Below are 25,388 nucleotides of genomic sequence, written 5' to 3'. Positions count from 1 at the left end.
GATTTAACAAAAATAGCCATGGAGAAACCAATGCTTGTGCTGATCGCGAAATACCCATAACCAGCGGCCTTGTTTGGTGTGCGCGATGTAGTAATCACGCATGATCTCATCGCCATCCCACCACCCAGAGACAATCCGCTCAGGCCCATGCACTAGAGAGACTTGCTCTTGTAACGCGATAGGTTCGGGTAGTTGCATCGCGGGGCGCAGCAGAGAAGGTATGGTGTTAATCGGCACATCCGGCTCGTCAGCTGGGCGATATTGGCTGGCTTTCTCTGGCCTTGGATCGCAGGCAATATTGGGTTTGAGTACCGCGCTTTTGCCCAATTTAGCTTGCAGTAAAGAGAGCAGCTCTAACGCGTTCATTTGTCCTTTTTGCCCGGCAAAAAAATCGCGTGCAGAGCTTAAAGGTTCACCTTGGCGTTTTACTTGTAACGTCAGACCGATTACAGGACCGTTTAACGTGACGGATTCCAGACTCAAACTTGCGAGCTGTTGCCAACGTTGACACAAGTAATCGCCTTGCGCGGATGTGAGCAGAAGGTGCTGTGCTTGTTTGTCTCGCTGGTGGAGGGTTAAGCACAGTTCAAACGCGACTTTATCGCGTAGCTTGAGAAAGGTTTCGAGCTGACGAAGCAACTTAGCCAGTGGTTTCTCCACCCATTGAACGTTTTCAATCTCAAACAACAGTTCTAAATAGACTTGGAAGGATTCGGTTGGATGATAAAAGTCGACAGGATGCTTGAACTGCCCAGTCAGTCGACCAACGTAATTCACCAAATCAATGTCGAATCGGCGTGCGATGTCTTGTAGCGGCAGTTCAAGCAAGCCTTGCAGTGTGGTAACACCTACACGCTGTAACTTCTCAACGGTAGTACTGGATAAATCCGTCATTGTTAGGGGCAGTGGCGATAAGGCTTGCTGCATGGCCGATTTGTCTTCGCTGATGAAGTTCGCTCCTGCCAATGCCATCAACTTGGCAGCAAAAGGCGAAAAGCCACATCCGAATTGAAAGCTTAATCTTAGCTCCGATAAATGAGCGCTGACTTTAGTCCAATAGTTTTGTAGCCCTTCATACAGATTAAGCATTGGGGTTGCGCGCAGTAAAATACCTTGGCTTGGCATCAACACAACATCAGACGTGATCAAATACAGCCACTGGGCAATTTCTTGTAACTTGCTTAACTCAGTTTGCGGATGATAAGGGTGTACTTGGAGATCTCGGCACAAGGACGCGGCACTGCCTAAACCCATGTTGGTCTTAATACCTTGTTGCTCAGCAATCTCATTGTATTGAATGATCCGACAACGTTGGCTTTCTACAATTACCACTGCTTGCTCTTGGTTATCACCAAAGAGGGCATCTAACTGTAGGCGAGGGAAGTGCAAGTAAATCCACAAAGTCATATCGCTAACCTTGGCTCGCTAATGGGAAATTGACCACGGTCGATGGAATATGAGTTGTATTTGGCATTACTAATTGCGGGTAGTGGTGCTGGAAGTTGATATTGACACTACCTTTACTCCAGCCGCCTTTTCGTTTGAGAACCTCCACGCTGACACCTTGTTCATGGCCTTGCAATTTCAGACTCAATGAAACAGGTAAAGACAAACGATTGGTCATGTTGGGTTTGAGCATAAACAGAGGGCAAGAACCTTGCTCGCTCGCCACTTGCAGGCGTTTTACTTGGTGGATCTCTAGCTCATCTTGCCATAGCAAAACGTTGGTACACACGCCGCTCTTGAGGCATTGCTCCGCTGCCCATAATGCATCACGCTGATGTTCAGGTGTGATCACCCACACCTGGTTGATGTCCAAGCCAATGCTGTGGAGGAACAATGAATTTATCAACGCTGGTGGCTGAATGAATGCTGTTACCCCTCTCGAAAGAGATGCTTTTAAGTAAGGCGCAAGCAAACGCAGCTCACCAATGCTGCCTACGGATTCCATTTCTACCACACCGTGAGGAGGAAAGCCGCCGCCAAGCAGGGCATCTAGCTCAGGAAAACCAGAACTATGGAGGAACTGATGGTCGTCTGCTTTGGTTAAATTTGCTTGCCAAACAAGATGTTGGCTTTTTAAGTGTTGGATGATGTCTTGCATAAATAAAATACCTGTATGTATATACAGTATATTTCTGTAGGGAAAAGTCGCAAGATTTTTATAGGAAGAAATACGAAAAAAGGCAGCGTTTGCTGCCTTTTTAATCGATTATGTGAGGTAACCTGAGTTGGTTACTTACGCTTTGGCTGCGCGTCGATACATTGGCCGTTTACATCAGTGACCGCAGGATCCATTAAATGAAGGTACAGCGGCATGATATCCAGTGGAGTTTTTAGTGTATTCGCATCTTCACCTGGGTAGGCTTTTTCACGCATACGAGTGCGAGTTGCACCCGGGTTAATTGCATTAACGCGAATTGGCGTGTCGCTCAACTCATCTGCCAATACCTGCATCATGCCTTCTACGGCAAACTTAGAAATAGCGTATGAACCCCAGAAAGCACGACCAGAGTGACCAACGGTTGAAGAGGTAAAAACAATACGCCCCGCGTCTGATTTTCGCATGATAGGTAGCAGAGCTTGGGTCATCAGCACTTCGGCTTTCACGTTAATCTGCATGATGTCATCGAAGTCTTCTTCATTGATTTGCTCAAACGGACACAGCGTGCTGAGAACGCCGGCGTTGTGCAATAGGCCATCCAAGCGACCAAATTGACCTTCGATGGTTTCTGCCATATCGATGTAGTGCTGCTTTGTTGCACCTTTCAAGTCAAGTGGGATGATCGCAGGCTGAGGGTAGCCCGCAGATTCGATTTCATCGTAAATGGATTCAAGGTTTTGAACGTTTCGACCAAGTAGAATCACAGTCGCACCGTGCTGAGCGTAAGAAAGTGCGGCTTGGCGACCGATACCATTACCTGCACCAGTGACAAGAATGACTTTACCTTTTAGGGCATCTGCTGAAACGGAGTAGTTCACGGTAGTAAATCCTTATTATTGTATCTAGTTCCGACGTACAGGCTTCATGTTCGTTTGTGTAGAAATGCGCCTGTTTCTCAATGGAAAATCTTGGTAATCGTGACAAGTTGGTTACAATACACCAATTCATGTGTTATACCAATTCCAGAACGGTTGTCCGGTATGTTATTTGAACGCTATCAATCAGAACAAGAGGTTACTGATTTTCTTGCCTTCTCTCTGATTTTTCTACGTAACATATTGATGACTATCACTGGTATGAGATAGAGGAACTCTCATTGGAATTTTTATTAGATTACGGTCTGTTTTTAGCCAAGATTATCACCGTCGTAGCGGCAGTTGTTGTGCTGCTGATTATTGCAAAATCAGCAGGTGGTAAGTCAGGCGCGGCAAAAGGCGAATTAGAAGTTACGAATCTTTCTGAGCGTCATAAAGATGCGGTAGAGCAACTAGAGCATCACTTGCACGATGATGCTTTCATCAAAGCGCGTGATAAAGCGGTTAAGAAAGAAGAAAAAGAAAAGAACAAATCTCGCGAGAAAGAAATCAAACAAGCGAGCAAAGAAGGTTCTCTTGATAGCAAGCGCGAACCGCATCTGTTCGTGTTGGACTTCAATGGCAGCATTGATGCAAAAGAAGTGGGTTCACTGCGTGAAGAGATCACTGCAGTATTAGCAGTCGCTCGCGAAGGTGATGAAGTTCTGCTTCGTCTAGAGTCTGGTGGTGGCATGGTTCATGGCTATGGCTTGGCATCTTCTCAACTTGATCGAATCAAAGCAGCCGGTCTGCCTCTGACAATTTCTGTCGATAAAGTAGCAGCAAGTGGCGGCTACATGATGGCGTGTGTGGCTGACAAAATTGTGTCAGCACCGTTTGCGATTGTTGGATCTATTGGCGTTATTGCGCAGCTCCCTAACTTCAACAAACTGTTGAAAAAGCATGATATCGAATACGAACAGCTAACTGCGGGTGAGTACAAACGTACACTGACCATGTTTGGTGAGAACACCGACAAAGCGCGTGATAAGTTCAAGCAAGAGCTTGAAGAAACGCACGTACTATTCAAAGACTTCATCCGTGAGCGTCGCCCTGCGCTAGAGCTTGAAAAAGTGGCAACAGGTGAGCATTGGTTTGGCACGCAAGCGAAAGAGTTAGGGCTGGTGGATGAAATCAGTACTTCTGACGACCTTGTGGTTGCGGCATGCAAAGAGAAAACAGTGTTGGCCGTTCAATACGTACAGAAGAAAAAACTGGCGGATAAACTTGCTGGCGTTGCTAGCAAAGTGGCTGATAGCGTGGTGCTGAAACTTGCAGAGCGCGGTCAAAAGCCGATTGTTTAATCAATAATACGGCTATTTAAAGTAAAAACGGCGAGGGTGAAAACTCTTGCCGTTTTTATTGGAACTTTCCCCAATAGCGTGAATCCAACTGCGCATTAGGTGTAATGCTTTACAGGACATTTTTCCTCGCCCCAGAGGGCAATTACCCGTATAATACGCGCCTCGAAAACCGAGCAAATTGCTGAAAAAGAAATTATAGGTGGAGAAGAACATGTCCTCTCAAACTCCGGTTGTTACCGTAGATGGACCTAGCGGTGCAGGTAAAGGCACTTTATGTATGTTGCTAGCAAAGAAGTTGGGCTTCCACCTTCTGGATTCTGGCGCGATTTATCGTGTACTTGCACTTGCAGCGATTCACCACGGTGTAGACACTGAGTCAGAAGACGCGCTTGTCCCACTAGCTACTCACCTAGACGTTCAGTTTGTTGCTGAAGGTGACCTAGTAAAAGTGATTCTAGAAGGCGAAGACGTTTCAGGTGAACTTCGTAAAGAAGAAACCGGCATGGCTGCGTCTAAAGTGGCAGCACTGCCACGCGTTCGTGAAGCATTATTGCGTCGTCAGCGTGCATTTGAGACCGCTCCGGGTCTTGTTGCTGATGGTCGTGACATGGGTACGGTTGTATTCACAGGTGCACAAGCGAAAATTTTCCTTGATGCAAGTGCAGAAGAGCGTGCAAATCGACGCCTTAAACAGTTGCAAGATAAAGGGTTAGATGTTAGATTTGCTGACCTTTTGAGCGAGATCCAAGAGCGTGACGACCGAGATCGTAACCGCCCAGTGGCGCCACTACGCCCTGCAGAGGATGCGCTTGTGCTAGATTCTACGTCGATGACTATCGACGAAGTGGTAGAAAAGGCACTACAATATATCGAATCGAAGCTAGCTGAGTAATGATACTCGGCTAGACTAAGAGCGTTGGTCGCAAGGATGATGACTGGCGAATTTAATAACCCCATGCGGTAGGATACCCGTGGACGTTTAATTTATTGAAGATTAAATAAATGACTGAATCTTTTGCTCAACTCTTTGAAGAGTTTCTAAACGAAACAGAATTCCAACAAGGCAGCATCGTTAAAGGTACTGTAGTAGCTATCGAGAACGGTTACGTTCTTGTTGACGCTGGTCTTAAGTCTGAATCTGCTATCCCTGCTGAACAGTTCAAGAACGCTGCTGGCGAACTTGAAGTTGAAGTTGGTGCTGAAGTAGACGTAGCTCTAGACGCTGTTGAAGATGGTTTCGGTGAAACTCAACTTTCTCGTGAGAAAGCTAAGCGTCACGAAGCTTGGATCGTTCTTGAGAAAGCTTACGAAGAAGCTGAAACTGTTGTTGGTATCATCAACGGTAAAGTTAAAGGCGGTTTCACTGTTGAACTAAACGGTATCCGTGCTTTCCTTCCTGGCTCTCTAGTAGACGTACGTCCAATCCGCGACACTGCTCACCTAGAAAACAAAGAGCTAGAGTTCAAAGTTATCAAACTTGACCAAAAACGTAACAACGTAGTTGTTTCACGTCGTGCTGTTATCGAATCTGAGAACAGCGTTGAGCGTGACGAGCTTCTAGAAACTCTACAAGAAGGTTCTGAAGTTAAAGGTATCGTTAAGAACCTTACTGACTACGGTGCGTTCGTTGACCTAGGTGGCGTTGACGGTCTTCTACATATCACTGATATGGCTTGGAAGCGCGTTAAGCACCCATCTGAAATCGTTAACGTTGGTGACGAGATCCAAGTTAAAGTTCTTAAGTTCGACCGTGAGCGTACTCGCGTATCACTAGGTCTTAAGCAACTAGGCGAAGATCCATGGGTAGCAATCGCTAAGCGTTACCCAGAAGGTCACAAACTAACTGGTCGCGTAACTAACCTAACTGACTACGGCTGCTTCGTTGAAATCGAAGAAGGCGTTGAAGGTCTAGTACACGTTTCAGAAATGGATTGGACTAACAAGAACATCCACCCATCTAAAGTTGTTAATGTTGGCGACGAAGTTGAGGTTATGGTTCTTGAGATCGACGAAGAACGTCGTCGTATTTCTCTAGGTCTGAAACAGTGTAAAGCTAACCCATGGCAGTCATTCGCTGAAGCACAAGCTAAAGGCGACAAAGTTACTGGTAAGATCAAGTCTATCACTGACTTCGGTATCTTCATCGGTCTAGAAGGCGGCATCGACGGTCTAGTTCACCTATCTGACATTTCTTGGAATGTTGCTGGCGAAGAAGCTGTACGTGAGTACAAGAAAGGCGACGAGATCTCTGCAGTTGTTCTAGCAGTAGACGCTGAGCGTGAGCGCATCTCTCTAGGCGTTAAGCAAATGGAAAACGACCCATTCAATGCTTACGTTGCTGATAACAAGAAAGGTGTTCTAGTTAACGCTACTGTAACTGCTGTTGACGCTAAAGGCGCTACAGTTGAAATCGCAGAAGGCGTTGAAGGCTACATCCGTGCTTCTGAAGTATCTCGCGATCGCGTAGAAGATGCTTCTCTAATCCTAAGCGCTGGTGATGTTGTTGAAGCGAAGTTCACAGGTGTTGACCGTAAGAACCGCGTAATCAACCTATCTATCAAAGCTAAAGATGAAGCTGATGAGCAAGAAGCAATGGCATCTATCAACAAGCAAGACGAAGCTGCTTTTGGTAATGCAATGGCTGACGCTTTCAAAGCTGCTAAAGGCGAATAATTTACTCGCTTAAGCTAAAAAGGAGCCGCAAGGCTCCTTTTTTATGCTTGTTACAAACTAAGTAGTAATACTAATGTCGATAAACTATCTTGGTAAAAGGCATTTTTTCATTACGCATTTTGCATAAAATTTGTCTAGAATTGATAGCAAGTGTTTGTTGGAATTAGTATTACTTACTATAATGAGTGATAAAAATACTCTAAGAGGGCAACTATGACTAAGTCAGAACTGATTGAAAGACTCTGCGCTGAGCAAACACACTTGTCAGCGAAAGAGGTAGAAGATGCTGTAAAAGATATTTTGGAGCATATGGCCTCTACACTAGAGACCGGTGATCGTATCGAGATCCGTGGCTTTGGTAGTTTTTCTCTTCATTACCGCGAGCCTCGCGTAGGTCGCAACCCTAAAACTGGCGACAAAGTGGAATTAGAAGGTAAGTACGTTCCTCACTTTAAACCAGGTAAAGAATTGCGTGAACGCGTAAATATTGGCAGTTAATTGTCAACTAACGGTTTGAAAAAGCGGCATACTCTACAGTATGCCGCTTTTTTATAGCCAAAAAGTGAGCAAGTAGAGTTGAATCTAGCACCTAGAAGTGACTTCGGTATAATATACGTGGTCTGAAGAAACATTTTCCTGCATAATCTTACCTACTTACTCCTCTAAGGGTGATGTAATATGAAAATTATAAAAATTATCGCTGTACTAGCTCTCTTTTTAATTGCACTGGCTTTAGGTTCTCAAAACCAAGAGATCGTAGCTTTTAACTACTTAATTGCAAAAGGTGACTTCCACCTTTCAACATTGTTAGGTGTTGTATTTGTGGTTGGCTTCGCATTGGCATGGGTAATCTTTGCTAGCATTCAGTTTAAGACGCAGCTTCAAGTTCGTCGTTTGAAAAAGAAACTGAAAAAATACGAGCCGATAGAAGCACAGAAACCTGCAAAACCTGCAGTAGAAAAACAGGCATAAGGATAAGGCCCAACTTTAATGCTTGAACTACTCTTCTTGTTATTGCCGATAGCCGCCGCGTATGGCTGGTACATGGGGCATCGCAGCGCTCAGCAAGACAAGCAGAAGCAATCTCATCAAATATCCCGTCAATACGTGACGGGTTTAAACCTGCTTTTGTCTGACCAGTCAGACAAAGCGGTTGATCACTTTATTGAATTGCTCCAAGTCGATAATGAAACGATAGATACCCATCTAGCGCTGGGTAATCTTTTCCGTTCTCGAGGTGAGGTGGATCGCGCAATTCGTATTCACCAAAATCTCATCTCACGTTCTGGCCTGACCTTGGATCAGAAAAATCTCGCTCTTCAGCAGCTAGCTAAAGATTATATGGCTTCGGGCTTTCTCGATCGTGCTGAAAAGATATTCGAGCAGTTAGTTGAAGAACCCGATCATAAAGAAGGCGCTTTGCAGCAGCTTGTCACCATTTATCAACAGACCCGAGAGTGGGATAAAGCAATTTTCTATGCCAATCAGCTTTCCAAGCTGGGTAAAAAGCGCACTCGAATTCGTGCCAATATCGCCCATTTCTGGTGTGAGCTTGCCATGCTTGACCAAGCTGACGGTAATACCAATAAAGCCATTCAACACTTCAAGAAAGCACTCTCGGAAGATCCGAAATGTGTCCGCGCCAGTATTTCGTTGGGACGACTGTATTTAGAGTCTGAAGACTATAAGCACACTATTAAGTATTTGACTGGCGTACTAGAGCAAGACAAAGACTTCGTCAGTGATGTACTGCCTACCATTGCGGAGTGTTACCATCACCTTGGTCAAGAAGAAGAGTTGGTAGAATTTCTACGTACCTGTATAGGTAAAAAAGCGGGCGTGTCGGCCGAGTTAATGTTGGCTCAGCTTGTTGCTCATCATGACAGTGTTGGTGCTGCTCAAGAACTGTTGACTAAACAGTTATTGAAAAATCCTACCATGAAGGGCTTTTATCGCCTTATCGACTACCATATTGCAGAGGCGGAGGATGGCCGTGCAAAAGACAGTTTGTCGACGCTTCAAGCAATGGTTGGTGAACAGTTAAAAGTTAAACCACATTACCGATGCAGGAAATGTGGTTTCTCCACTCATTCCCTTTACTGGCATTGTCCATCTTGTAAAGGATGGGGGACGATCAAGCCAATCCGAGGATTGGACGGTGAATAATTTTAATGCAGCTGGCAGAGTTTCTGTCCGCTGCATTTTTTTAACCTTTTATTTAATAAGAACCAAAACTAGTTAGGAGATGAAATGATCGACCAAAAAGTTATTGTCGCACTGGATTATGACAACCAAGCAGATGCACTTGCGTTCGTAGATAGAATTGATCCTGCGTCATGTCGCCTAAAAGTAGGCAAGGAAATGTTTACGCTATTTGGTCCTGATTTCGTACGTGAGCTTCATAAACGTGGTTTCTCTGTGTTCCTAGACCTGAAGTTTCACGATATCCCGAATACGTGTTCAAAAGCAGTTCGCGCTGCGGCTGAGCTAGGTGTATGGATGGTGAACGTTCACGCGAGTGGTGGTGAACGTATGATGACGGCATCTCGTGAGATTCTTGAACCTTACGGTAAAGACCGTCCACTGCTGATCGGCGTGACTGTGCTTACAAGCATGGAGCAAAATGATTTGGCAGGTATTGGCTTGAACGTTGCGCCTCAAGAGCAAGTGATTCGCCTAGCAACGTTGACAAAGAATTCAGGTCTTGATGGCGTAGTATGTTCTGCGCAAGAATCATCGCTACTGAAGAATGAACTTGGCAAAGAGTTTAAGTTAGTGACTCCGGGTATTCGTCCAGCAGGCTCAGAGCAAGGTGATCAACGCCGCATCATGACGCCAGTAGATGCAATCCAAGCGGGTTCTGATTACCTAGTGATTGGTCGTCCTATTACTCAAGCTGCTGACCCTTCAGCAGTACTCGCTACAATCAATGCAAGCTTGTTAAACATGTAAGTTGGAACAACATAAAATTAAGAAGGCGGAGTGGAAACACTTCGCTTTTTTGTTTACAGCTTCCCTCAAAAAGTCGAAAGGCTAGCGTCTTGATATTCTCGAAGACGCTAGGACTTCTAACTATAACGATCACACTTTAGTAACATAATGAGTTGTGATGATGGAAATGTGCAACCATGTGTTATTGATGGGTTGCGTTACAAATACGTAACGAATACTATGCAATAGATGCATTCACTGCGTTGTAAGGTCTAGGATGACCTAGTGAAACTCTCTGATTTTAATACTGAAATAGAATGGAACTTGCTTAGTATTATCTCCTTCATGATTTCTTGAACTGCGTTCACCGCATTCTCTCTGGGGTTCACTTGTTTTTCCTAGTTTACGACGTAAACACAACAAGGAAGAATACAATGATAAGAAACCTGCCACTTACGGCACTGGCAACCTTGGTCGCTACGAGCTTTCAAATAAACGCTACGGAACTGCCAGCTGATATCGAATGGATTTCAAATAATAACGAACCATTATTTGCTTCAGAAGAAGCAGTAAGAGGCGGGACGCTGCGTACTTATATGCTGAGTTTTCCTCAGACTCTTCGTAGTGTAGGCCCTGATGCTAACTCTGGCCTTCGTCAGTACTTTATGGATGGTGCTCCAAAACTGGCTCAGCGTCACCCAAATACGGGTAAATGGATTCCTCAGCTTGCTAAAGAGTGGGCGTTTGGTGATGACAATAAAACCGTTTACTTCAAGCTTGATGACACAGCGAAATGGTCGGATGGTGAAAAAATCACCGCGGACGATTACGTGTTTATGATGAAGTACTACACATCTAAAGACATTATTGACCCTTGGTATAACGACTTCTTCAAAAACAGCATCCTGAGCGTCGAAAAGATCGACGAGTATACCATTAAAGTTGGTCTCGCCGTTGCGCAAAGCCATGACTCATTGATGGTAATGATCAACATGCCAAGTAATGGTTTTCAACCTCGTCCAGAGCATTTCTTTGCTAAAGAAAAAGATGAAAATAATGATGGTATGCCGGACAACTTTGTTCGTAAGTTCAACTTTAAGGCTGAACCTACCGCTGCGCCATACTACTTAGATAAAGTTAAGAAAGGTAAGAGCGTAACGTTTAAACATGTTGGTGACGATTGGTGGGGTTACAACAATCGTTATTACAAGAATCGCTACAATGTAGATAAAGTGCGTATTACAGTGATTCGCGATCAAGACATTGCGATGAAGCACTTTGAAAAAGGCAATCTAGATTACTTTGACATGGTATTACCAAACCTTTGGCATGACAAAACAAGCGGTGATGTCTATAAAAATGGTTATGTGCAGAAGTATTGGGGATTCAACCAAGCACCTCAAGGCGCTGGTGGCTTATGGATGAATACTGCTATGCCAATGCTAGACGACTTAGAAGTACGTAAAGGTGTCATGGCTGCAACGGATTATGACGGCATGATTGAAAACATCATGCGTGGTGACTACTCGCGTAAACCTCATGGTCTTGGCTTTGGTCATGGTAACTATGATGATCCTAATAACACACCTCCAAAGTTTGATGCCGCAGCTGCGATTAAGCACTTTGAGAAGGCAGGCTTTGATAAAATTGGCGCTGACGGTGTTCGTATTAACGACAAGGGGCAACGCTTAAGTTTTGCAATTACCTATGGTTACAACTCATGGACTCCACGTATTGCTTACTTAAAAGAGCAAGCAAAACTGGCTGGCTTGGAATACACACTGAATCTTGTTGATGGTTCATCGGCATTTAAGTATATCCTTGAAAAGAAACACCAATTAGCCTTCTTGAATATGGGCTCTGGTGAGATTCCTGCGTACTGGGAGTACTTGCACTCTGATAACGCGAACAAACCACAAACTAACGCGCATACGAATTACAGCAGTCCTGAGCTAGATAAGCTGATTGAAGCGTATGACAATGAGTTTGAGCAGCAGAAACGCTACGACTTATCACGCCAGATCCAAAAGTATGTATCTGAAGCGAATATCATTGTTCCTGGATACATGGTTCCTTATACACGCGAAGCACACTGGCGTTGGGTTAAAGTACCAAAAGATGGTATGACGAAGAGCACAGATTGGATGTTCCACCCAATGGATGTTGGTAACTTCTGGATTGATAAGACAGCGAAGAAAGAAACAGAAAAAGCAATGAAAGCGGGGAAAACCTTCCCAGAAGTCACTTTCATTGATGAGCGATACAAGCTGTAATCGAACAGAGAATAAAGAGCCCACCATTAGGTGGGCTTTTTATTTTAAGCAACTTTAGAACTGGGTACGCCACTATGAAACTTAAAGTCGTCGTCTAGAGTGCTAATTAGTTCCGCTTCGATTTGGCCGAAATAAGTCACACGCTCACTAATATCTTTACCAGCAATTTGCTCTGCGAGTATCAAATAATCTTGATAGTGACGCGCTTCTGAACGTAGTAGGGATACGTAGAATTTTGCGATATCGTCATCCATGTGTGGGGCTAGTTTTGCAAAACGTTCACAAGAGCGAGCTTCGATGTACGCACCAATGATGAGCTTATCAATCAAAGTTTCTGGCTCATGTGTTTTCATGTGCGAAATTAGAGTTTTTGCATAGCGACTAGCTGGAATGTTTTTGTATTCCACCCCACGGCTCTCCATGATTTCCAATACTTGGTAGAAATGGTGCAATTCTTCTTTGATCAGCAAAACCATCTTATCAATTAGATCTTGGCTATATGGTGAATCTGATTTTGCAATGATCGCTTTAGAGATATTACTTTTACCCTTCAATGTCGCAAGTGAGCCCGTTTTGCGATAAGCGAAATCTTCGTAGGGTTTGAACCAATCGAGTAGGGTGTGGGCACTAGTCTGGTCTACTGCGTATTTACGGATTAAGAACATCGCTGACTGCCCAGCCTTGAGTTCACACAGTAGATGATCCAACAAAATAGTTTGAAGGTTTTCTGGCTTTTTTGCTTCCTCAACCCATTCATCTGGGGTGCTGCATTGTAAGAATTGGTTAATTGGAGCAAGAAGATCCTGATAGGCGTCGAGATTAATCATTTTAATTTTTAGCACTTTACATTCAAATTTTATTTATTCAGCTTATGCCTATTCAAAACGATAAGACGTAAAAAAGGCTGCAAACGCAGCCTTTAATCGAATAGGGTGGAAAGCTTTTATCGAGTTTACCACTTTTTCTTTTCACCGAAGAGTGCTTCCATATCATTGTCACGCTCTTTATCGGCAATTTGCTGGACCTCGGCATCATTCTTATCTTGACGTTTCTTATCTAAGTCACCAAGCATTTCTTCCAGTTTTTGTTTAGCTTGAACAGAGTAAGCATCATTTTTTGTGCTTAGAGCATCAATACCTTTACGAAGCAATTGTAGTGCAGTACCAGGCTGACCTCGAGCGATAGAGTCATTCGCTCGTTTGATTACGTTTTCGATGTTGATGCGGATTTGCATTGTTTCAAGACGAGCGTTCTCAGTCACGTACGTCTGAGTATCTAGGCGGCCTTTGTTGTGCTCATTTCGGATAGTGTCACGTAGGCGCTTAACCAGCTTAAGCATAACAATCGCTTGCTTATCACTGGTTGGTAGCTTAAAGCTGGTGCTATCTCCACCTTTATAGTTGGCTTTCAACTGGTCGATTTGTTGCTTCATATTTTCGATTCGTTGAACAAGCTGCTTATTCTTTGGATCTAGCTCTCGCATGCTTTCCAGTGCATCGAGAATGCGGTTATTAAGACACACTAAAAGTTCTTTACTGAAAGGAATATGGTGCGCATGTCCGATAAGTTCTTCAGTCCCATCTATGAGTGCTACATATCGAGCTGATTCCTGTCTTCTCGCAGTTTCAACTTTAACTTTATATTGCAGCATGATGTTATAGCCGAGCACCAACACCAATAAGATGGCAACTAAGGCAATGATTAAACCAATATTCATATCTTCTGTGTCTGCTTATATTTTTTTGATGGCTAGCGTTCAAGAATACATGAATCTTATCTTACTCGGCACCCCATTTGTTTGATTATTTTGCATTAGGCACATTTTGATGATGAATTGAACAAAGAATGCGGCCTAAAGAACAAATAAAGCGTTCTACGCGCAAGGATTTATGAAACTAGATTGCGCTGAGATACCGCTTTGCGGCATCAAATAGCAGCATGAGGATGACGTACTTGCGATTTTACCTAACGAATAGTGTGTTAACTTAACTCGCTGATCTTATATGGGTATAAGTTAGAAAGATCTGTTAATTTAATGGTTAACACGTTATAACTAAAGATTATATCGTGCCAGCTAAATAGCTTGATGCGCTTATGCGTTCGGCAAGACGACACGATGTCCAATGTTCATCTCCATTTGAGTAAGGGATTACTATGAAACTGCAGCAACTGAAGTACATTGTTGAGGTTGTTAACCATAATTTAAATGTGTCTGCTACCGCAGAAAGTCTATATACGTCCCAACCTGGTATCAGCAAGCAAGTTCGTTTGCTTGAAGATGAGCTTGGTATTCAAATATTTGAGCGTAGCGGAAAACATCTAACTCAAGTGACGCCTGCAGGTGAGGAAATTATTCGAATTTCTCAAGAGATTCTTGCTCGCGTTGAAAGTATCAAGGCGGTCGCAGGTGAACATACACACCCAGAAATGGGTACGCTGAACATCTCTACAACTCATACTCAAGCACGTTATGCATTGCCAGATGTAATCAAAGGCTTTACGGCTCGTTACCCGAAAGTATCGCTGCACATGCACCAAGGTACGCCTTCACAGATGTCTGAAGCGATTGCCAAAGGCACGGCGAACTTTGCGATTGCAACAGAAGCGCTTCATCTCTACCAAGATGCCATCATGTTGCCTTGTTACCACTGGAATCGTTCTATCGTGGTACCTAAAGATCACCCTCTTGCGAAAAAAGAGACGGTAACCATTCATGATTTGGCTGCATATCCTCTAGTTACCTACGTGTTTGGATTTACAGGGCGTTCGGAGTTAGATACCGCATTTAATCGTGAAGGCCTAACGCCACGCGTTGTGTTTACGGCAACGGATGCAGACGTAATCAAAACTTATGTCCGTATGGGTATTGGTGTTGGTGTGATAGCAAGTATGGCTGTCGATGAGGAGCAAGACGGTGATCTGGTTGCGATTGATGCTAGCCACTTATTTGGTGCAAGCACAACGAGTATTGGTTTCCGTCGTGGTACTTTCCTGCGTTCATACATGTTCGACTTCATGGAGCGTTTTGCTCCACATTTAACTCGCCCTGTCGTTGAGCAGGCGATTTCACTGAAGTCGAACGCGGAAATCGAAGAGATGTTTAAAGACATCGAACTTCCGGTTAGATAACACTTCATTGATGTTTCGATTCCCTCTACAATGCGCTCGTTGTAGGGGGAGCTATGAAAACGCAATTTCAATTTATTAATGACTGCTTAATCGAAAACCAATCTTTGTGGCGATTCGAGCCATTTAAAAGCAGCATTTACACATCACTACCATGGCAAGAACAACATCCTCAGCTGTGCCAGTGGCTAGCGTCTCTTAGTCCCTCTCAAATCGAAGAATACAAAGCAGAGCCCGAACTTGTGTTGAAAGCGCTTAGCCCGTTTTTACCTGAACTTGAGCAACTCGCTGATCTTACCCATTTAGAAACGTTGACTTTAAACGGTTTGGAGCTTGCCCGTGGTTTAGATAACGGCATCCCCGGTCGTAAATTGGAGCAAATTAGCTCGATGGGGGAAGCGGCTATTCAGTTTCATCATGGTGAAGAATGGTTAGAGTGGTGTTCAGGCAAAGGTTATTTGGGGCGAATCCTGACGACGCAAACCGATCAGCCCGTCACCAGTTTCGAATACCAACAAGCGCTGTGTGACTCGGGGCAACAAGTGGCGAATGAGCATCATTGGAAGATGACTTTTATTCAAGGTGACGCGTTCGATAGCAAAGCGAAGGCGGTGTTTAAGCCGACGCAACACGCGGTGGCACTGCATGCGTGTGGTGATCTCCATGTTCGTTTGATGCAGTATGGCAGCGAAAACGGTGTGGCAGCAATGACGATCTCGCCTTGCTGTTATCATTTGATTCAGTCTGAGCAGTATCAGCCGATGTCGGAGCGGGGCAGAGCGTCTTCTCTCTCGTTGTCTAAGCAAGAGCTACGTATTCCGCTACAGCAAACTGTGACAGGTGGTGAACGTGTACGCCGTCATCGTCAGCAAGAAATGGTATTTAGGCTGGGGTTTGATTTAATCACTCGACAAGGTTTGGGTATGGAAGGGTATCAGCCGGTGCCAAGCATTCGTAAGTCGCAGTTAAGTTATGGTTTTGAGTCTTTGTGCCGCTTGGCGGCGGATCAGAAGGGCATCGATCTTTCTCAACAAATCAACTTCGATTATTTTGAAAAGTTAGGCGAGCAACGCTTTTGGCAAATGGAGCGTTTGAGCCTGGTTCAGTTGGTCTTTCAACGGCCGTTGGAGATTTGGCTTGCTTTGGACAAAGCACTTTATCTTGAAGAACGTGGTTATCGTGTTAGATTGGCAGAGTTTTGCGCTAAATCTGTCACACCTAGAAACATATTAATTTGTGCTTATAAGGTTTAGTTATTTTTTATAATTAAATGCTCTATGCAAAAAAGCCCACTTTAGAGTGGGCTTTTGTAAACAAAACGTGACAATTTATGCGTTATTTTGTCATTAGTTGAACATTGCGATAGCTTGCGCTGGTTCAACGTATTCTAGGTCAAAGCTCTCAGCAACTTCTTTACAAGTCACTTTACCGTGGATAACGTTTAGACCTTCAAGGAAGCCGTTGTCTTCTAGAAGTGCTTCACGGTAGCCTTTGTTTGCAAGCTTCACGATGTATGGAAGCGTTGCGTTGTTCAGCGCGAATGTTGAAGTACGAGCAACTGCACCTGGCATGTTTGCAACACAGTAGTGAACTACTTCGTCAACGATGTAAGTTGGGTCTGCGTGCGTTGTTGCGTGAGAAGTCTCGAAACAACCGCCTTGGTCGATTGCTACGTCAACGACCGCCGCGCCTGGCTTCATCTTAGCAATGTGCTCTTTTGTTACCAGTTTAGGTGCTGCTGCACCAGGGATAAGAACCGCACCGATAACTAGGTCTGCTTCTAGAACATGCTTCTCAATAGCGTCTTCTGTAGAATAAACCACTTTAGCGCGACCTTGGAATTCCTCGTCTAGTTTACGTAGTGTGTCTACATTACGGTCTAGGATTGTAACGTCTGCGCGAAGACCAACAGCCATACGAGCTGCGTTTGCGCCAACGACACCACCGCCCACAACAACGACTTTCGCTGGTTCAACACCAGGAACGCCACCTAGAAGTAAACCACGACCCCCGTGTGATTTTTCTAGAGTTTGGGCACCAGCTTGGATAGACATACGACCAGCAACTTCTGACATTGGTGCTAATAGTGGCAAACGACCCATATTATCTGTTACAGTCTCATAGGCTATACAGACAGCTTTGCTCTTGATTAGCTCATCAGTTTGTGGAAAATCTGGTGCTAGGTGTAAATAAGTAAATAAAATCTGCCCTTCGCGGAGCATTGCTCTCTCGATAGCTTGGGGTTCTTTTACTTTGACAATCATGTCTGCTTTCGCAAACACGTCAGCAGCAGTAGGAAGAATGGATGCGCCTACAGCGATGTAGTCATCGTCTGAAAAACCGATGCCGGCACCTGCATTGGTCTCAACAAAAACTTGGTGACCATGTGAGATGAGTTCTCTCACGCTAGCTGGGATCATGCCCACACGGTATTCGTGGTTCTTGATTTCCTTAGGTACGCCAATGATCATCCTGTGTCCTCTTTCTATAATGGTTGTATTAACTGTTTGTAGGGTGTTATTGTCGAATTAATATCTAGTATAGATATTGTTTTACAAAATTTGGCCCTAAATATTAAAAAGTTGTAGTATATTTTTTTGCAAGGAAGTAATAAGGTGGAATAAAAAATGGCAGACAACTATAAAAAGCCGTCCAAGGAACTAGACCGTATCGACCGCAACATTCTTAATGAATTGCAGAAAGACGGTCGTATTTCAAACGTAGAGCTTTCAAAACGTGTAGGACTTTCTCCGACTCCATGTCTGGAGCGTGTACGTCGATTGGAGCGTCAAGGCTACATCACAGGTTACACTGCGTTACTAAACCCGCAGTATCTAGATGCATCTCTACTCGTGTTTGTAGAAATCACTCTAAACCGTGGTGCACCAGATGTGTTTGAGCAGTTTAATGCCGCTGTTCAAAAACTAGACGACATTCAAGAGTGTCATCTAGTATCAGGTGATTTCGACTATCTTCTAAAAACCCGTGTATCTGACATGGGTGCATACCGTCGACTACTAGGCGATACGTTACTGCGTCTTCCAGGCGTAAATGACACTCGTACCTATGTAGTTATGGAAGAAGTGAAACAAACTAACCAGCTAGTGATTAAAACTCGTTAAATTATTGCAAAGAAAGCGGTATATGCTTCCGCTTTCACCATTGAATAATTGGGTTTTTCTCTTTGATATGGTTAAATCAATTTACCGAGCGGCTTTTGCCGCTCGGATTGTTTTGCTTATTTATTACTCATATCGTATTCAAGTTGATTTATGTTCAAAGAGAACGCTAAGAAAGTCGAAACTATTATCAAAACCAGTGAAGAGCCTCAGTCTTCACGACTCAATGGCTTCCAACGCTTAAAAGAATGCTGCCTGATTGTTGGCGTTCTCAGTTCAGTTTTACTCGCCGTCGCATTATTCACTTTTAGTCCAGCCGATCCTTCATGGTCACAAACGGCTTGGGGAGGGGAGATTAATAATGCTGGCGGTGTGTTTGGAGCTTGGCTTGCTGATACCTTATTCTTTACGTTTGGTTCGCTCGCTTATCCTATACCTTTCCTATTGATCATCGGAGCGTGGGTTGCTTTTCGTAAACGCGGAGAGGATGACCCTATCGATCTGATGCTTTGGGGTACCCGCCTGCTTGGCTTGGTTATTTTGATCTTAACCAGTAGCGGCCTTGCGGATATTAACTTCGATGATATTTGGTACTTTTCATCAGGTGGTGTAGTCGGTGATGTTCTGACAAGCTTATCGCTGCCAACTCTAAACGTGCTAGGTACCACTCTGGTTCTATTGTTCTTATGGGGTGCCGGTTTTACCTTGTTTACTGGTATTTCATGGCTTTCGATAGTTGAATGGCTTGGAGATAAATCTCTAAGTTTGCTTTCTGCTATTTTGAACAAGGTTCGCGGAACAGAAAAAGAAACCATCGAGCCTCAGCTAGATGAAGTTGTTGCTGATAGTGTGCCTCAACGTCTCAATGAACAAGAGACTGAGACTGAGACTGAGACTGAGGATGAAGTACTTCCGCATCTTACTGCTTATGATATTGATGACAGTAAAGAGCCAGAGCCTGTACATGAATACCCAATCTACATGCCTCAATCGGCAGCAAAACCGTCTCAACCGCCAGAAGAGGCGCCAACTCCTGCTACGCCGGCGGTAATGGTCAATACAGACAATGTTGATCCAGAGGTTGAGCGAACTAAGCAGCTAAATGTCACGATTGAAGAGCTAGAAGCGGCGGCGCAACAAGCCGACGACTGGGCTGACGAAGTGCCACAAGTTCAGCAGCCAGTTATTGATACTGTTGTTACTCAGCCTGAAGTCTCACAACCTGTTTCTCAAGATTCAGTTCTACAGCAAGCTGTTCCTCAACAAGCTATTCATAAACAAGTTATTCATCAGCAAGAATTGCCGCAAGAATCGTTTGTTCAGCCTGAACCTGCTGTATCAGAACAGTACGATAACGAGCCAAGTTATGACGAATACGCTCAGTTTGCAGCAGAGCAAGCTCAGCACGAACAGCCTTCAATTCATGCACCGTTTGAGCAAGAAAATACAGAGAAACCTCAACACGAAGAGCCTGTGATTAACGCTGCAGCACTGGATAACATTGTTGAACAAGCTGAGCCAAGCCAGCACATCGAACCAACTATTTCGAATCTAGATATTTTAGATGAAGAAGATGAGTACCAAGCGCAGCAGGCTCAACCAACTTATATGGAGCCGCAACAAGCAGCTGTTAACCCACAAGAAGCTATGCAGGCTGTTCAAGAGCAACCTGTGCAGCAACACGTTGCGTCACAACCACAACCTGCATCGCCTTCAGCTACCTTTGAACCTGCACCTCAAGAAGTTGAGGTAGAAGAAGTTCAAGAAGGCGACCAAGATGTGGCCGCGTTCCAAAATATGGTATCGAGCGCTCAGGCGAAAGTGGTTGCTCAGCAAAATCCATTCTTGGTACAGCAAGAGCAAAACTTGCCAGTACCAGCAGAGCCACTACCAACGCTAGAATTGCTTTACCACCCAGAGAAGCGCGACAACTTTATCGATCGTGATGCTTTGGAAGAAGTGGCTCGTCTCGTTGAAACTAAGCTTGCAGACTACAAGATTAAAGCGGACGTGGTCGGCATTTATCCTGGTCCTGTTATCACTCGATTCGAACTTGATTTGGCGCCAGGCGTAAAAGTAAGCCGCATTTCTGGCCTATCTATGGACTTGGCACGTGCGTTGTCTGCAATGGCGGTACGTGTAGTAGAAGTGATTCCGGGCAAACCTTATGTCGGTCTAGAGCTGCCTAACATGAGCCGCCAAACGGTATTCCTATCTGATGTAATCAGTAGCCCTCAGTTTGAACAAGCAACGTCACCAACGACCGTTGTTCTTGGTCAAGATATCGCAGGTGAAGCGGTTATTGCTGATATTGCGAAGATGCCTCACGTGCTAGTAGCGGGTACAACCGGTTCTGGTAAATCAGTAGGTGTAAACGTGATGATCTTGAGTATGCTATACAAAGCATCACCTGAAGATCTGCGTTTCATTATGATCGACCCGAAAATGTTGGAGCTTTCCATCTACGAAGGTATTCCTCATCTTCTTTCAGAAGTTGTAACGGACATGAAAGATGCGTCTAACGCACTGCGTTGGTGTGTGGGCGAGATGGAACGTCGTTACAAACTGATGTCGGCACTGGGTGTACGTAATGTGAAAGGCTTCAACGAGAAGTTGAAGATGGCAGCAGAAGCGGGTCACCCAATTCACGACCCATTCTGGCAAGAAGGCGACAGCATGGACACTGAGCCGCCGTTGCTAGAGAAACTGCCTTACATCGTTGTGGTTGTCGATGAATTTGCCGACCTAATGATGGTGGTAGGTAAGAAGGTTGAAGAGCTGATCGCTCGCTTGGCGCAAAAAGCGCGTGCGGCAGGTATTCACTTGATCCTTGCGACGCAGCGTCCATCGGTTGACGTTATTACCGGCCTGATTAAAGCAAACATCCCAACGCGTGTGGCGTTTACTGTATCTACGAAGACGGACTCACGTACTATCCTTGACCAAGGCGGTGCAGAATCGCTATTGGGTATGGGTGATATGCTTTACTTACCACCGGGCTCAAGCCATACGACCCGCGTTCACGGTGCGTTTGCATCGGACGATGATGTTCACGCTGTTGTGAACAACTGGAAAGCGCGTGGTAAACCAAACTACATCGATGAAATCATCAGTGGCGACCAAGGCCCAGAAAGCTTACTTCCAGGCGAGCAGATGGACTCGGATGAAGAAGTGGATCCACTGTTCGATCAAGTTGTTGAGCATGTGGTTCAATCGCGTCGTGGTTCGGTTTCTGGCGTACAGCGTCGATTCAAGATCGGCTATAACCGAGCGGCTCGAATTGTTGAGCAGCTTGAAGCACAAGGCATCGTAAGTGCTCCAGGTCATAACGGTAACCGCGAAGTATTGGCTCCTGCGCCACCAAAAGATTAATGAACTTGTGTTACTCACCTCAGTCCAAATGAGGTGAGTAACTTTAGGTCTTTGACCCTCTGATAGGTATTTGAATGAAAAAACTATTTTCAGCGAAACTTTTTTCTACGCTTGTTTTAAGCTTTTCTCTCTTCTCTACTGCACATGCAGCGACACCTAAAGATGAATTAAACAAACGCCTTTCTATGAACGATGGTTTCAGTGCGGACTTCTCTCAGCAAGTTATCAGCCCTGAAGGCGAAACGGTAATGGAAGGAGAAGGCACGGTTGAGATTGCTCGTCCGAGCTTGTTCCGTTGGAGCACCACATTCCCTGATGAAAACTTGTTGGTTTCTGACGGTAAAACATTGTGGTACTACAGCCCGTTCATTGAACAAGTGAGTATCTACTGGCAAGAGCAAGCAACCGAGCAGACGCCATTTGTTTTGTTAACGCGTAACCGTGCAAGTGATTGGGATAACTACCAGATCTCTCAAAAAGGTGATCAGTTTACTCTTATTCCTACTGCGGTAGACTCCACACAAGGACAATTCCAGATTAATATTGATGCTAAAGGTGTGGTGAAAGGCTTTAACGTGGTTGAGCAAGACGGTCAGAAAGGCTTGTTCACCTTTAACAATGTGAAGCTTGGTAAACCTAAGGCAGATAGATTCACATTCACAATTCCAGATGGCGTGGAAGTGGATGACCAAAGGAATTAATTGGCAGTGAGCAATTACACATTAGATTTCTCGGGGGACGAAGATTTTCGTCCCCTTGCTGCTCGTATGAGACCGGAAACGATTGAACAGTACATCGGTCAGCAGCATATTTTAGGTCCTGGTAAGCCACTACGCCGTGCGCTAGAGGCTGGTCATATTCACTCTATGATTCTCTGGGGACCACCAGGCACAGGTAAGACGACATTGGCGGAAGTGGCAGCAAACTATGCCAACGCTGAAGTTGAGCGTGTGTCTGCGGTGACGTCTGGCGTGAAAGAAATCCGTGCAGCGATTGAGAAAGCGCGAGAGAACAAAATGGCAGGCCGCCGCACCATCTTATTTGTTGATGAGGTGCATCGCTTCAACAAATCTCAACAAGATGCGTTTTTACCGCATATTGAAGATGGCACCGTTACCTTTATTGGTGCGACGACAGAAAACCCATCGTTTGAGTTAAACAACGCATTGCTGTCTCGTGCGCGTGTGTACAAGCTAACGTCTCTCGATAAAGATGAAATCTCGTTGGCGCTGAATCAAGCGATCAGTGACAAAGAGCGTGGGTTGGGTAATACGCCTGCACACTTCGCCGACAATGTTTTAGACCGCCTAGCAGAACTGGTAAACGGTGATGCTCGCATGTCTCTCAATTACCTTGAACTGCTTTACGATATGGCAGAGGACAATGCGCAGGGTGAAAAAGAGATCACATTGAAGTTGCTTGCGGAAGTAGCAGGGGAGAAAGTCTCTCGCTTTGATAACAAAGGCGACATTTGGTACGACCTAATTTCTGCGGTCCACAAATCCATTCGTGGCTCAAACCCTGATGCTGCACTTTACTGGGCTGCGCGGATGATTGCTGCAGGTTGTGACCCTTTGTATATTGCCCGTCGATTGCTAGCGATTGCCTCTGAAGATGTGGGTAACGCGGATCCTCGTGCAATGCAAGTGGCACTGTCCGCTTGGGATTGCTTCACCCGTGTTGGTCCGGCAGAAGGTGAACGTGCGATTGCGCAGGCAATTGTGTATTTAGCATGCGCGCCAAAAAGTAATGCGGTGTACGTAGCATGGAAACAAGCCCTCACAGACGCCCATAACTTACCTGAATATGAAGTGCCGCATCACCTTCGAAATGCGCCAACCAGTTTGATGAAAGACATGGGTTACGGTGCAGAGTATCGTTATGCTCACGATGAGCCTGGCGCTTACGCCGCGGGTGAGCAATATTTGCCACCTGAAATGGACGATCGTAGGTACTATCAGCCTACAAATCGTGGTCTAGAGACCAAAATCGGCGAAAAGTTAGATTACTTGGCTACTTTAGACGCAAATAGCCCACAAAAGCGCTATGAAAAGTAGGCGTTTTTGGATACATTTGTTCAGTAAATTTTTTTAACGCGTACGCTTGGAAAGTGCGCGTGATTTCACAACACAAAGCATAGGATTAACAATGCTGGATTCTAAATTACTTCGTACAGAGCTGGATGAAACAGCTGCTAAACTGGCGCGTCGTGGCTTTAAGCTAGACGTAGATACTATTCGTAAACTTGAAGAACAACGTAAGTCCATTCAAGTAGAAGTAGAAAATTTACAATCCACGCGTAACTCCATCTCCAAGCAAATCGGCCAAAAAATGGCAGCTGGCGACAAAGAAGGCGCAGAAGAGATCAAGAAACAAATCGGTACTCTAGGTAGCGATCTTGATGCGAAGAAAGTTGAACTTGAGCAAGTAATGGCTCAACTAGACGAATTCACGCTATCTGTTCCAAACATCCCAGCGGATGAAGTGCCAGATGGCAAAGACGAGAACGACAACGTAGAAATCTCGCGTTGGGGTGAGCCAAAGACTTACGACTTCGAACTTAAAGACCACGTTGACCTAGGCGAAATGGGTGACGGTCTAGATTTCGCAAGCGCAGTTAAGATCACTGGCGCGCGTTTCATCGTGATGAAAGGCCAATTTGCTCGTCTACACCGTGCAATCGCTCAGTTCATGCTGGATCTTCACACTGAAGAGCACGGCTACACAGAAATGTACGTGCCTTACCTAGTAAACTCTGACAGCCTATTCGGTACTGGTCAGCTTCCTAAGTTCGGTAAAGATCTTTTCCACACTGAGCCGCTAGTAGAAAAAGTAAACGATGAAGAGCCACGTAAATTGTCTCTAATCCCAACGGCAGAAGTACCAGTAACGAACCTAGTTCGTGACACGATTTCTGACGAAGCGGATCTACCGCTTAAGATGACAGCTCACACGCCATGTTTCCGTTCTGAAGCAGGTTCTTACGGTCGTGATACTCGTGGTCTGATTCGTATGCACCAGTTCGACAAGGTTGAGCTAGTACAAATCACTAAGCCAGAAGATTCAATGAACGCGCTAGAAGAGCTAACAGGCCACGCTGAGAAAGTTCTACAACTTCTAGAACTTCCTTACCGTAAAGTGGTTCTATGTACAGGTGACATGGGCTTCGGCGCTCGTAAAACTTACGACCTAGAAGTTTGGGTTCCTGCTCAAGAAACTTACCGTGAAATCTCTTCATGTTCTAACATGTGGGACTTCCAAGCTCGTCGTATGCAAGCGCGTTTCCGTCGTAAAGGCGAGAAGAAACCTGAGCTTGTACACACGCTAAACGGTTCTGGTCTAGCTGTAGGTCGTACAATGGTTGCTATCCTAGAAAACAACCAAGAAGCAGACGGCCGCATTGCAATCCCTACAGTACTTCAGAAGTACATGGCGGGCGCAACGCACATCGGTTAATGCATTAACCACTAGAACACCAAAACCCAGCCTTAGCGCTGGGTTTTTTGTTATCTGCGTCGAGTGAAAACACGTTTGTATGTAATTAGCACACGCATTAACGACGAACTCGCCCA

General features: G+C 45.0%; 21 protein-coding genes. 15 read left to right on the top strand and 6 right to left on the bottom strand.

Annotated features, from left to right (window positions below; translation table 11 throughout):
- Positions 1-3 precede the first annotated feature (3 nt).
- The 3 genes from B853_RS09725 to B853_RS09715 form a co-directional block, all read right to left on the bottom strand.
- A complete protein-coding gene (locus B853_RS09725) occupies positions 4-1,407 on the bottom strand; it encodes a Y-family DNA polymerase (protein WP_038882776.1) in 1,404 nt (467 codons plus the stop codon).
- Positions 1,408-1,411: 4 nt separating this feature from the next.
- Positions 1,412-2,104 carry a translesion DNA synthesis-associated protein ImuA gene (gene imuA, locus B853_RS09720; protein WP_010449244.1) on the bottom strand — a complete coding sequence of 231 codons (693 nt, stop codon included), beginning with the start codon at positions 2,102-2,104 and terminating at the stop codon, positions 1,412-1,414.
- Positions 2,105-2,235: 131 nt separating this feature from the next.
- Complete coding sequence (locus B853_RS09715; protein WP_038882777.1) at positions 2,236-2,982, bottom strand: YciK family oxidoreductase; 747 nt, start codon at positions 2,980-2,982, stop codon at positions 2,236-2,238.
- Between the two features lie 278 nt (positions 2,983-3,260).
- On the opposite strand from B853_RS09715, the gene sohB reads away from it, so the two are divergent.
- The 8 genes from sohB (at position 3,261) to B853_RS09675 (ending at position 12,199) form a co-directional block, all read left to right on the top strand.
- The gene (sohB, locus tag B853_RS09710; protein WP_038882778.1) at positions 3,261-4,322 is read left to right on the top strand and encodes a protease SohB; all 1,062 of its coding nucleotides are present in this window, start codon (positions 3,261-3,263) and stop codon (positions 4,320-4,322) included.
- 211 nt (positions 4,323-4,533) lie between these two features.
- Positions 4,534-5,214 carry a (d)CMP kinase gene (cmk, locus tag B853_RS09705; RefSeq protein ID WP_010449241.1) on the top strand — a complete coding sequence of 227 codons (681 nt, stop codon included), beginning with the start codon at positions 4,534-4,536 and terminating at the stop codon, positions 5,212-5,214.
- A gap of 110 nt (positions 5,215-5,324) precedes the next feature.
- Positions 5,325-6,995, top strand: a complete 1,671-nt coding sequence (gene rpsA / locus B853_RS09700) for a 30S ribosomal protein S1 (RefSeq protein WP_010449240.1) — start codon at positions 5,325-5,327, stop codon at positions 6,993-6,995.
- 213 nt (positions 6,996-7,208) lie between these two features.
- A complete protein-coding gene (gene ihfB / locus B853_RS09695; protein ID WP_010449239.1) occupies positions 7,209-7,493 on the top strand; it encodes an integration host factor subunit beta in 285 nt (94 codons plus the stop codon).
- Between the two features lie 180 nt (positions 7,494-7,673).
- Positions 7,674-7,967, top strand: coding sequence for a lipopolysaccharide assembly protein LapA domain-containing protein (locus B853_RS09690; protein ID WP_010449238.1), 294 nt, complete (start codon positions 7,674-7,676; stop codon positions 7,965-7,967).
- Positions 7,968-7,985: 18 nt separating this feature from the next.
- Positions 7,986-9,161 (top strand): lipopolysaccharide assembly protein LapB, encoded by a 1,176-nt coding sequence (lapB, locus tag B853_RS09685; RefSeq protein WP_010449237.1) that lies wholly within the window; start codon positions 7,986-7,988, stop codon positions 9,159-9,161.
- A gap of 84 nt (positions 9,162-9,245) precedes the next feature.
- Entirely contained in the window at positions 9,246-9,947 is a 702-nt protein-coding gene (gene pyrF / locus B853_RS09680) for an orotidine-5'-phosphate decarboxylase (RefSeq protein WP_038882779.1), read from the top strand.
- A gap of 413 nt (positions 9,948-10,360) precedes the next feature.
- Positions 10,361-12,199 carry an extracellular solute-binding protein gene (locus tag B853_RS09675; RefSeq protein ID WP_038882780.1) on the top strand — a complete coding sequence of 613 codons (1,839 nt, stop codon included), beginning with the start codon at positions 10,361-10,363 and terminating at the stop codon, positions 12,197-12,199.
- A 44-nt stretch (positions 12,200-12,243) separates the two neighbouring features.
- Here the strand turns inward: B853_RS09675 and miaE are convergent, their stop codons facing one another.
- Entirely contained in the window at positions 12,244-13,026 is a 783-nt protein-coding gene (gene miaE / locus B853_RS09670; protein ID WP_010449234.1) for a tRNA isopentenyl-2-thiomethyl-A-37 hydroxylase MiaE, read from the bottom strand.
- Between the two features lie 125 nt (positions 13,027-13,151).
- The gene (locus B853_RS09665) at positions 13,152-13,916 is read right to left on the bottom strand and encodes a hypothetical protein (protein ID WP_010449233.1); all 765 of its coding nucleotides are present in this window, start codon (positions 13,914-13,916) and stop codon (positions 13,152-13,154) included.
- A gap of 437 nt (positions 13,917-14,353) precedes the next feature.
- Between B853_RS09665 and cysB the strand changes: the two genes are divergently transcribed.
- Together cysB and B853_RS09655 are read left to right on the top strand one after the other, a co-directional pair.
- Positions 14,354-15,328 (top strand): HTH-type transcriptional regulator CysB, encoded by a 975-nt coding sequence (gene cysB, locus B853_RS09660; RefSeq protein WP_010449232.1) that lies wholly within the window; start codon positions 14,354-14,356, stop codon positions 15,326-15,328.
- Positions 15,329-15,381: 53 nt separating this feature from the next.
- On the top strand, positions 15,382-16,578 hold the full coding sequence (locus B853_RS09655) for a methyltransferase (RefSeq protein WP_038882781.1): 1,197 nt from the start codon (positions 15,382-15,384) through the stop codon (positions 16,576-16,578).
- 93 nt (positions 16,579-16,671) lie between these two features.
- Here B853_RS09655 and ald read toward each other — a convergent pair whose 3' ends face one another.
- Positions 16,672-17,796, bottom strand: a complete 1,125-nt coding sequence (gene ald / locus B853_RS09650) for an alanine dehydrogenase (RefSeq protein WP_010449229.1) — start codon at positions 17,794-17,796, stop codon at positions 16,672-16,674.
- 156 nt (positions 17,797-17,952) lie between these two features.
- On the opposite strand from ald, the gene lrp reads away from it, so the two are divergent.
- The 5 genes from lrp to serS all read left to right on the top strand — a co-directional run bounded on the left by lrp (position 17,953) and on the right by serS (position 25,272).
- A complete protein-coding gene (lrp, locus tag B853_RS09645; RefSeq protein WP_038882782.1) occupies positions 17,953-18,447 on the top strand; it encodes a leucine-responsive transcriptional regulator Lrp in 495 nt (164 codons plus the stop codon).
- A gap of 150 nt (positions 18,448-18,597) precedes the next feature.
- A complete protein-coding gene (locus tag B853_RS09640) occupies positions 18,598-21,816 on the top strand; it encodes a DNA translocase FtsK (RefSeq protein WP_038882783.1) in 3,219 nt (1,072 codons plus the stop codon).
- 74 nt (positions 21,817-21,890) lie between these two features.
- Entirely contained in the window at positions 21,891-22,517 is a 627-nt protein-coding gene (lolA, locus tag B853_RS09635) for an outer membrane lipoprotein periplasmic chaperone LolA (protein WP_038882784.1), read from the top strand.
- Positions 22,518-23,873 carry a replication-associated recombination protein A gene (locus tag B853_RS09630; RefSeq protein ID WP_029561011.1) on the top strand — a complete coding sequence of 452 codons (1,356 nt, stop codon included), beginning with the start codon at positions 22,518-22,520 and terminating at the stop codon, positions 23,871-23,873.
- A 91-nt stretch (positions 23,874-23,964) separates the two neighbouring features.
- Positions 23,965-25,272 (top strand): serine--tRNA ligase, encoded by a 1,308-nt coding sequence (gene serS, locus B853_RS09625; RefSeq protein ID WP_010449217.1) that lies wholly within the window; start codon positions 23,965-23,967, stop codon positions 25,270-25,272.
- Positions 25,273-25,388 lie beyond the last annotated feature (116 nt).

Source organism: Vibrio rotiferianus CAIM 577 = LMG 21460 (assembly GCF_002741985.1).
Classification (GTDB): domain Bacteria; phylum Pseudomonadota; class Gammaproteobacteria; order Enterobacterales; family Vibrionaceae; genus Vibrio; species Vibrio rotiferianus.
The sequence above is the reverse complement of the archived record's forward strand: the minus strand, read 5'-3'. Positions and strand labels throughout refer to the sequence as shown.

What these genes read in the sequence shown, in the direction of transcription:
- cmk (WP_010449241.1), top strand. Translation starts at nt 4,534, where the DNA reads ATGTCCTCTCAAACTCCGGTTGTTACCGTAGATGGACCTAGCGGTGCA.
- miaE (WP_010449234.1), bottom strand. Translation starts at nt 13,026, where the DNA reads ATGATTAATCTCGACGCCTATCAGGATCTTCTTGCTCCAATTAACCAA.
- serS (WP_010449217.1), top strand. Translation starts at nt 23,965, where the DNA reads ATGCTGGATTCTAAATTACTTCGTACAGAGCTGGATGAAACAGCTGCT.
- lolA (WP_038882784.1), top strand. Translation starts at nt 21,891, where the DNA reads ATGAAAAAACTATTTTCAGCGAAACTTTTTTCTACGCTTGTTTTAAGC.
- B853_RS09655 (WP_038882781.1), top strand. Translation starts at nt 15,382, where the DNA reads ATGAAAACGCAATTTCAATTTATTAATGACTGCTTAATCGAAAACCAA.
- cysB (WP_010449232.1), top strand. Translation starts at nt 14,354, where the DNA reads ATGAAACTGCAGCAACTGAAGTACATTGTTGAGGTTGTTAACCATAAT.
- B853_RS09675 (WP_038882780.1), top strand. Translation starts at nt 10,361, where the DNA reads ATGATAAGAAACCTGCCACTTACGGCACTGGCAACCTTGGTCGCTACG.
- B853_RS09725 (WP_038882776.1), bottom strand. Translation starts at nt 1,407, where the DNA reads ATGACTTTGTGGATTTACTTGCACTTCCCTCGCCTACAGTTAGATGCC.
- lapB (WP_010449237.1), top strand. Translation starts at nt 7,986, where the DNA reads ATGCTTGAACTACTCTTCTTGTTATTGCCGATAGCCGCCGCGTATGGC.
- ihfB (WP_010449239.1), top strand. Translation starts at nt 7,209, where the DNA reads ATGACTAAGTCAGAACTGATTGAAAGACTCTGCGCTGAGCAAACACAC.
- B853_RS09665 (WP_010449233.1), bottom strand. Translation starts at nt 13,916, where the DNA reads ATGAATATTGGTTTAATCATTGCCTTAGTTGCCATCTTATTGGTGTTG.
- ald (WP_010449229.1), bottom strand. Translation starts at nt 17,796, where the DNA reads ATGATCATTGGCGTACCTAAGGAAATCAAGAACCACGAATACCGTGTG.
- imuA (WP_010449244.1), bottom strand. Translation starts at nt 2,104, where the DNA reads ATGCAAGACATCATCCAACACTTAAAAAGCCAACATCTTGTTTGGCAA.
- rpsA (WP_010449240.1), top strand. Translation starts at nt 5,325, where the DNA reads ATGACTGAATCTTTTGCTCAACTCTTTGAAGAGTTTCTAAACGAAACA.
- B853_RS09690 (WP_010449238.1), top strand. Translation starts at nt 7,674, where the DNA reads ATGAAAATTATAAAAATTATCGCTGTACTAGCTCTCTTTTTAATTGCA.
- pyrF (WP_038882779.1), top strand. Translation starts at nt 9,246, where the DNA reads ATGATCGACCAAAAAGTTATTGTCGCACTGGATTATGACAACCAAGCA.
- B853_RS09640 (WP_038882783.1), top strand. Translation starts at nt 18,598, where the DNA reads ATGTTCAAAGAGAACGCTAAGAAAGTCGAAACTATTATCAAAACCAGT.
- lrp (WP_038882782.1), top strand. Translation starts at nt 17,953, where the DNA reads ATGGCAGACAACTATAAAAAGCCGTCCAAGGAACTAGACCGTATCGAC.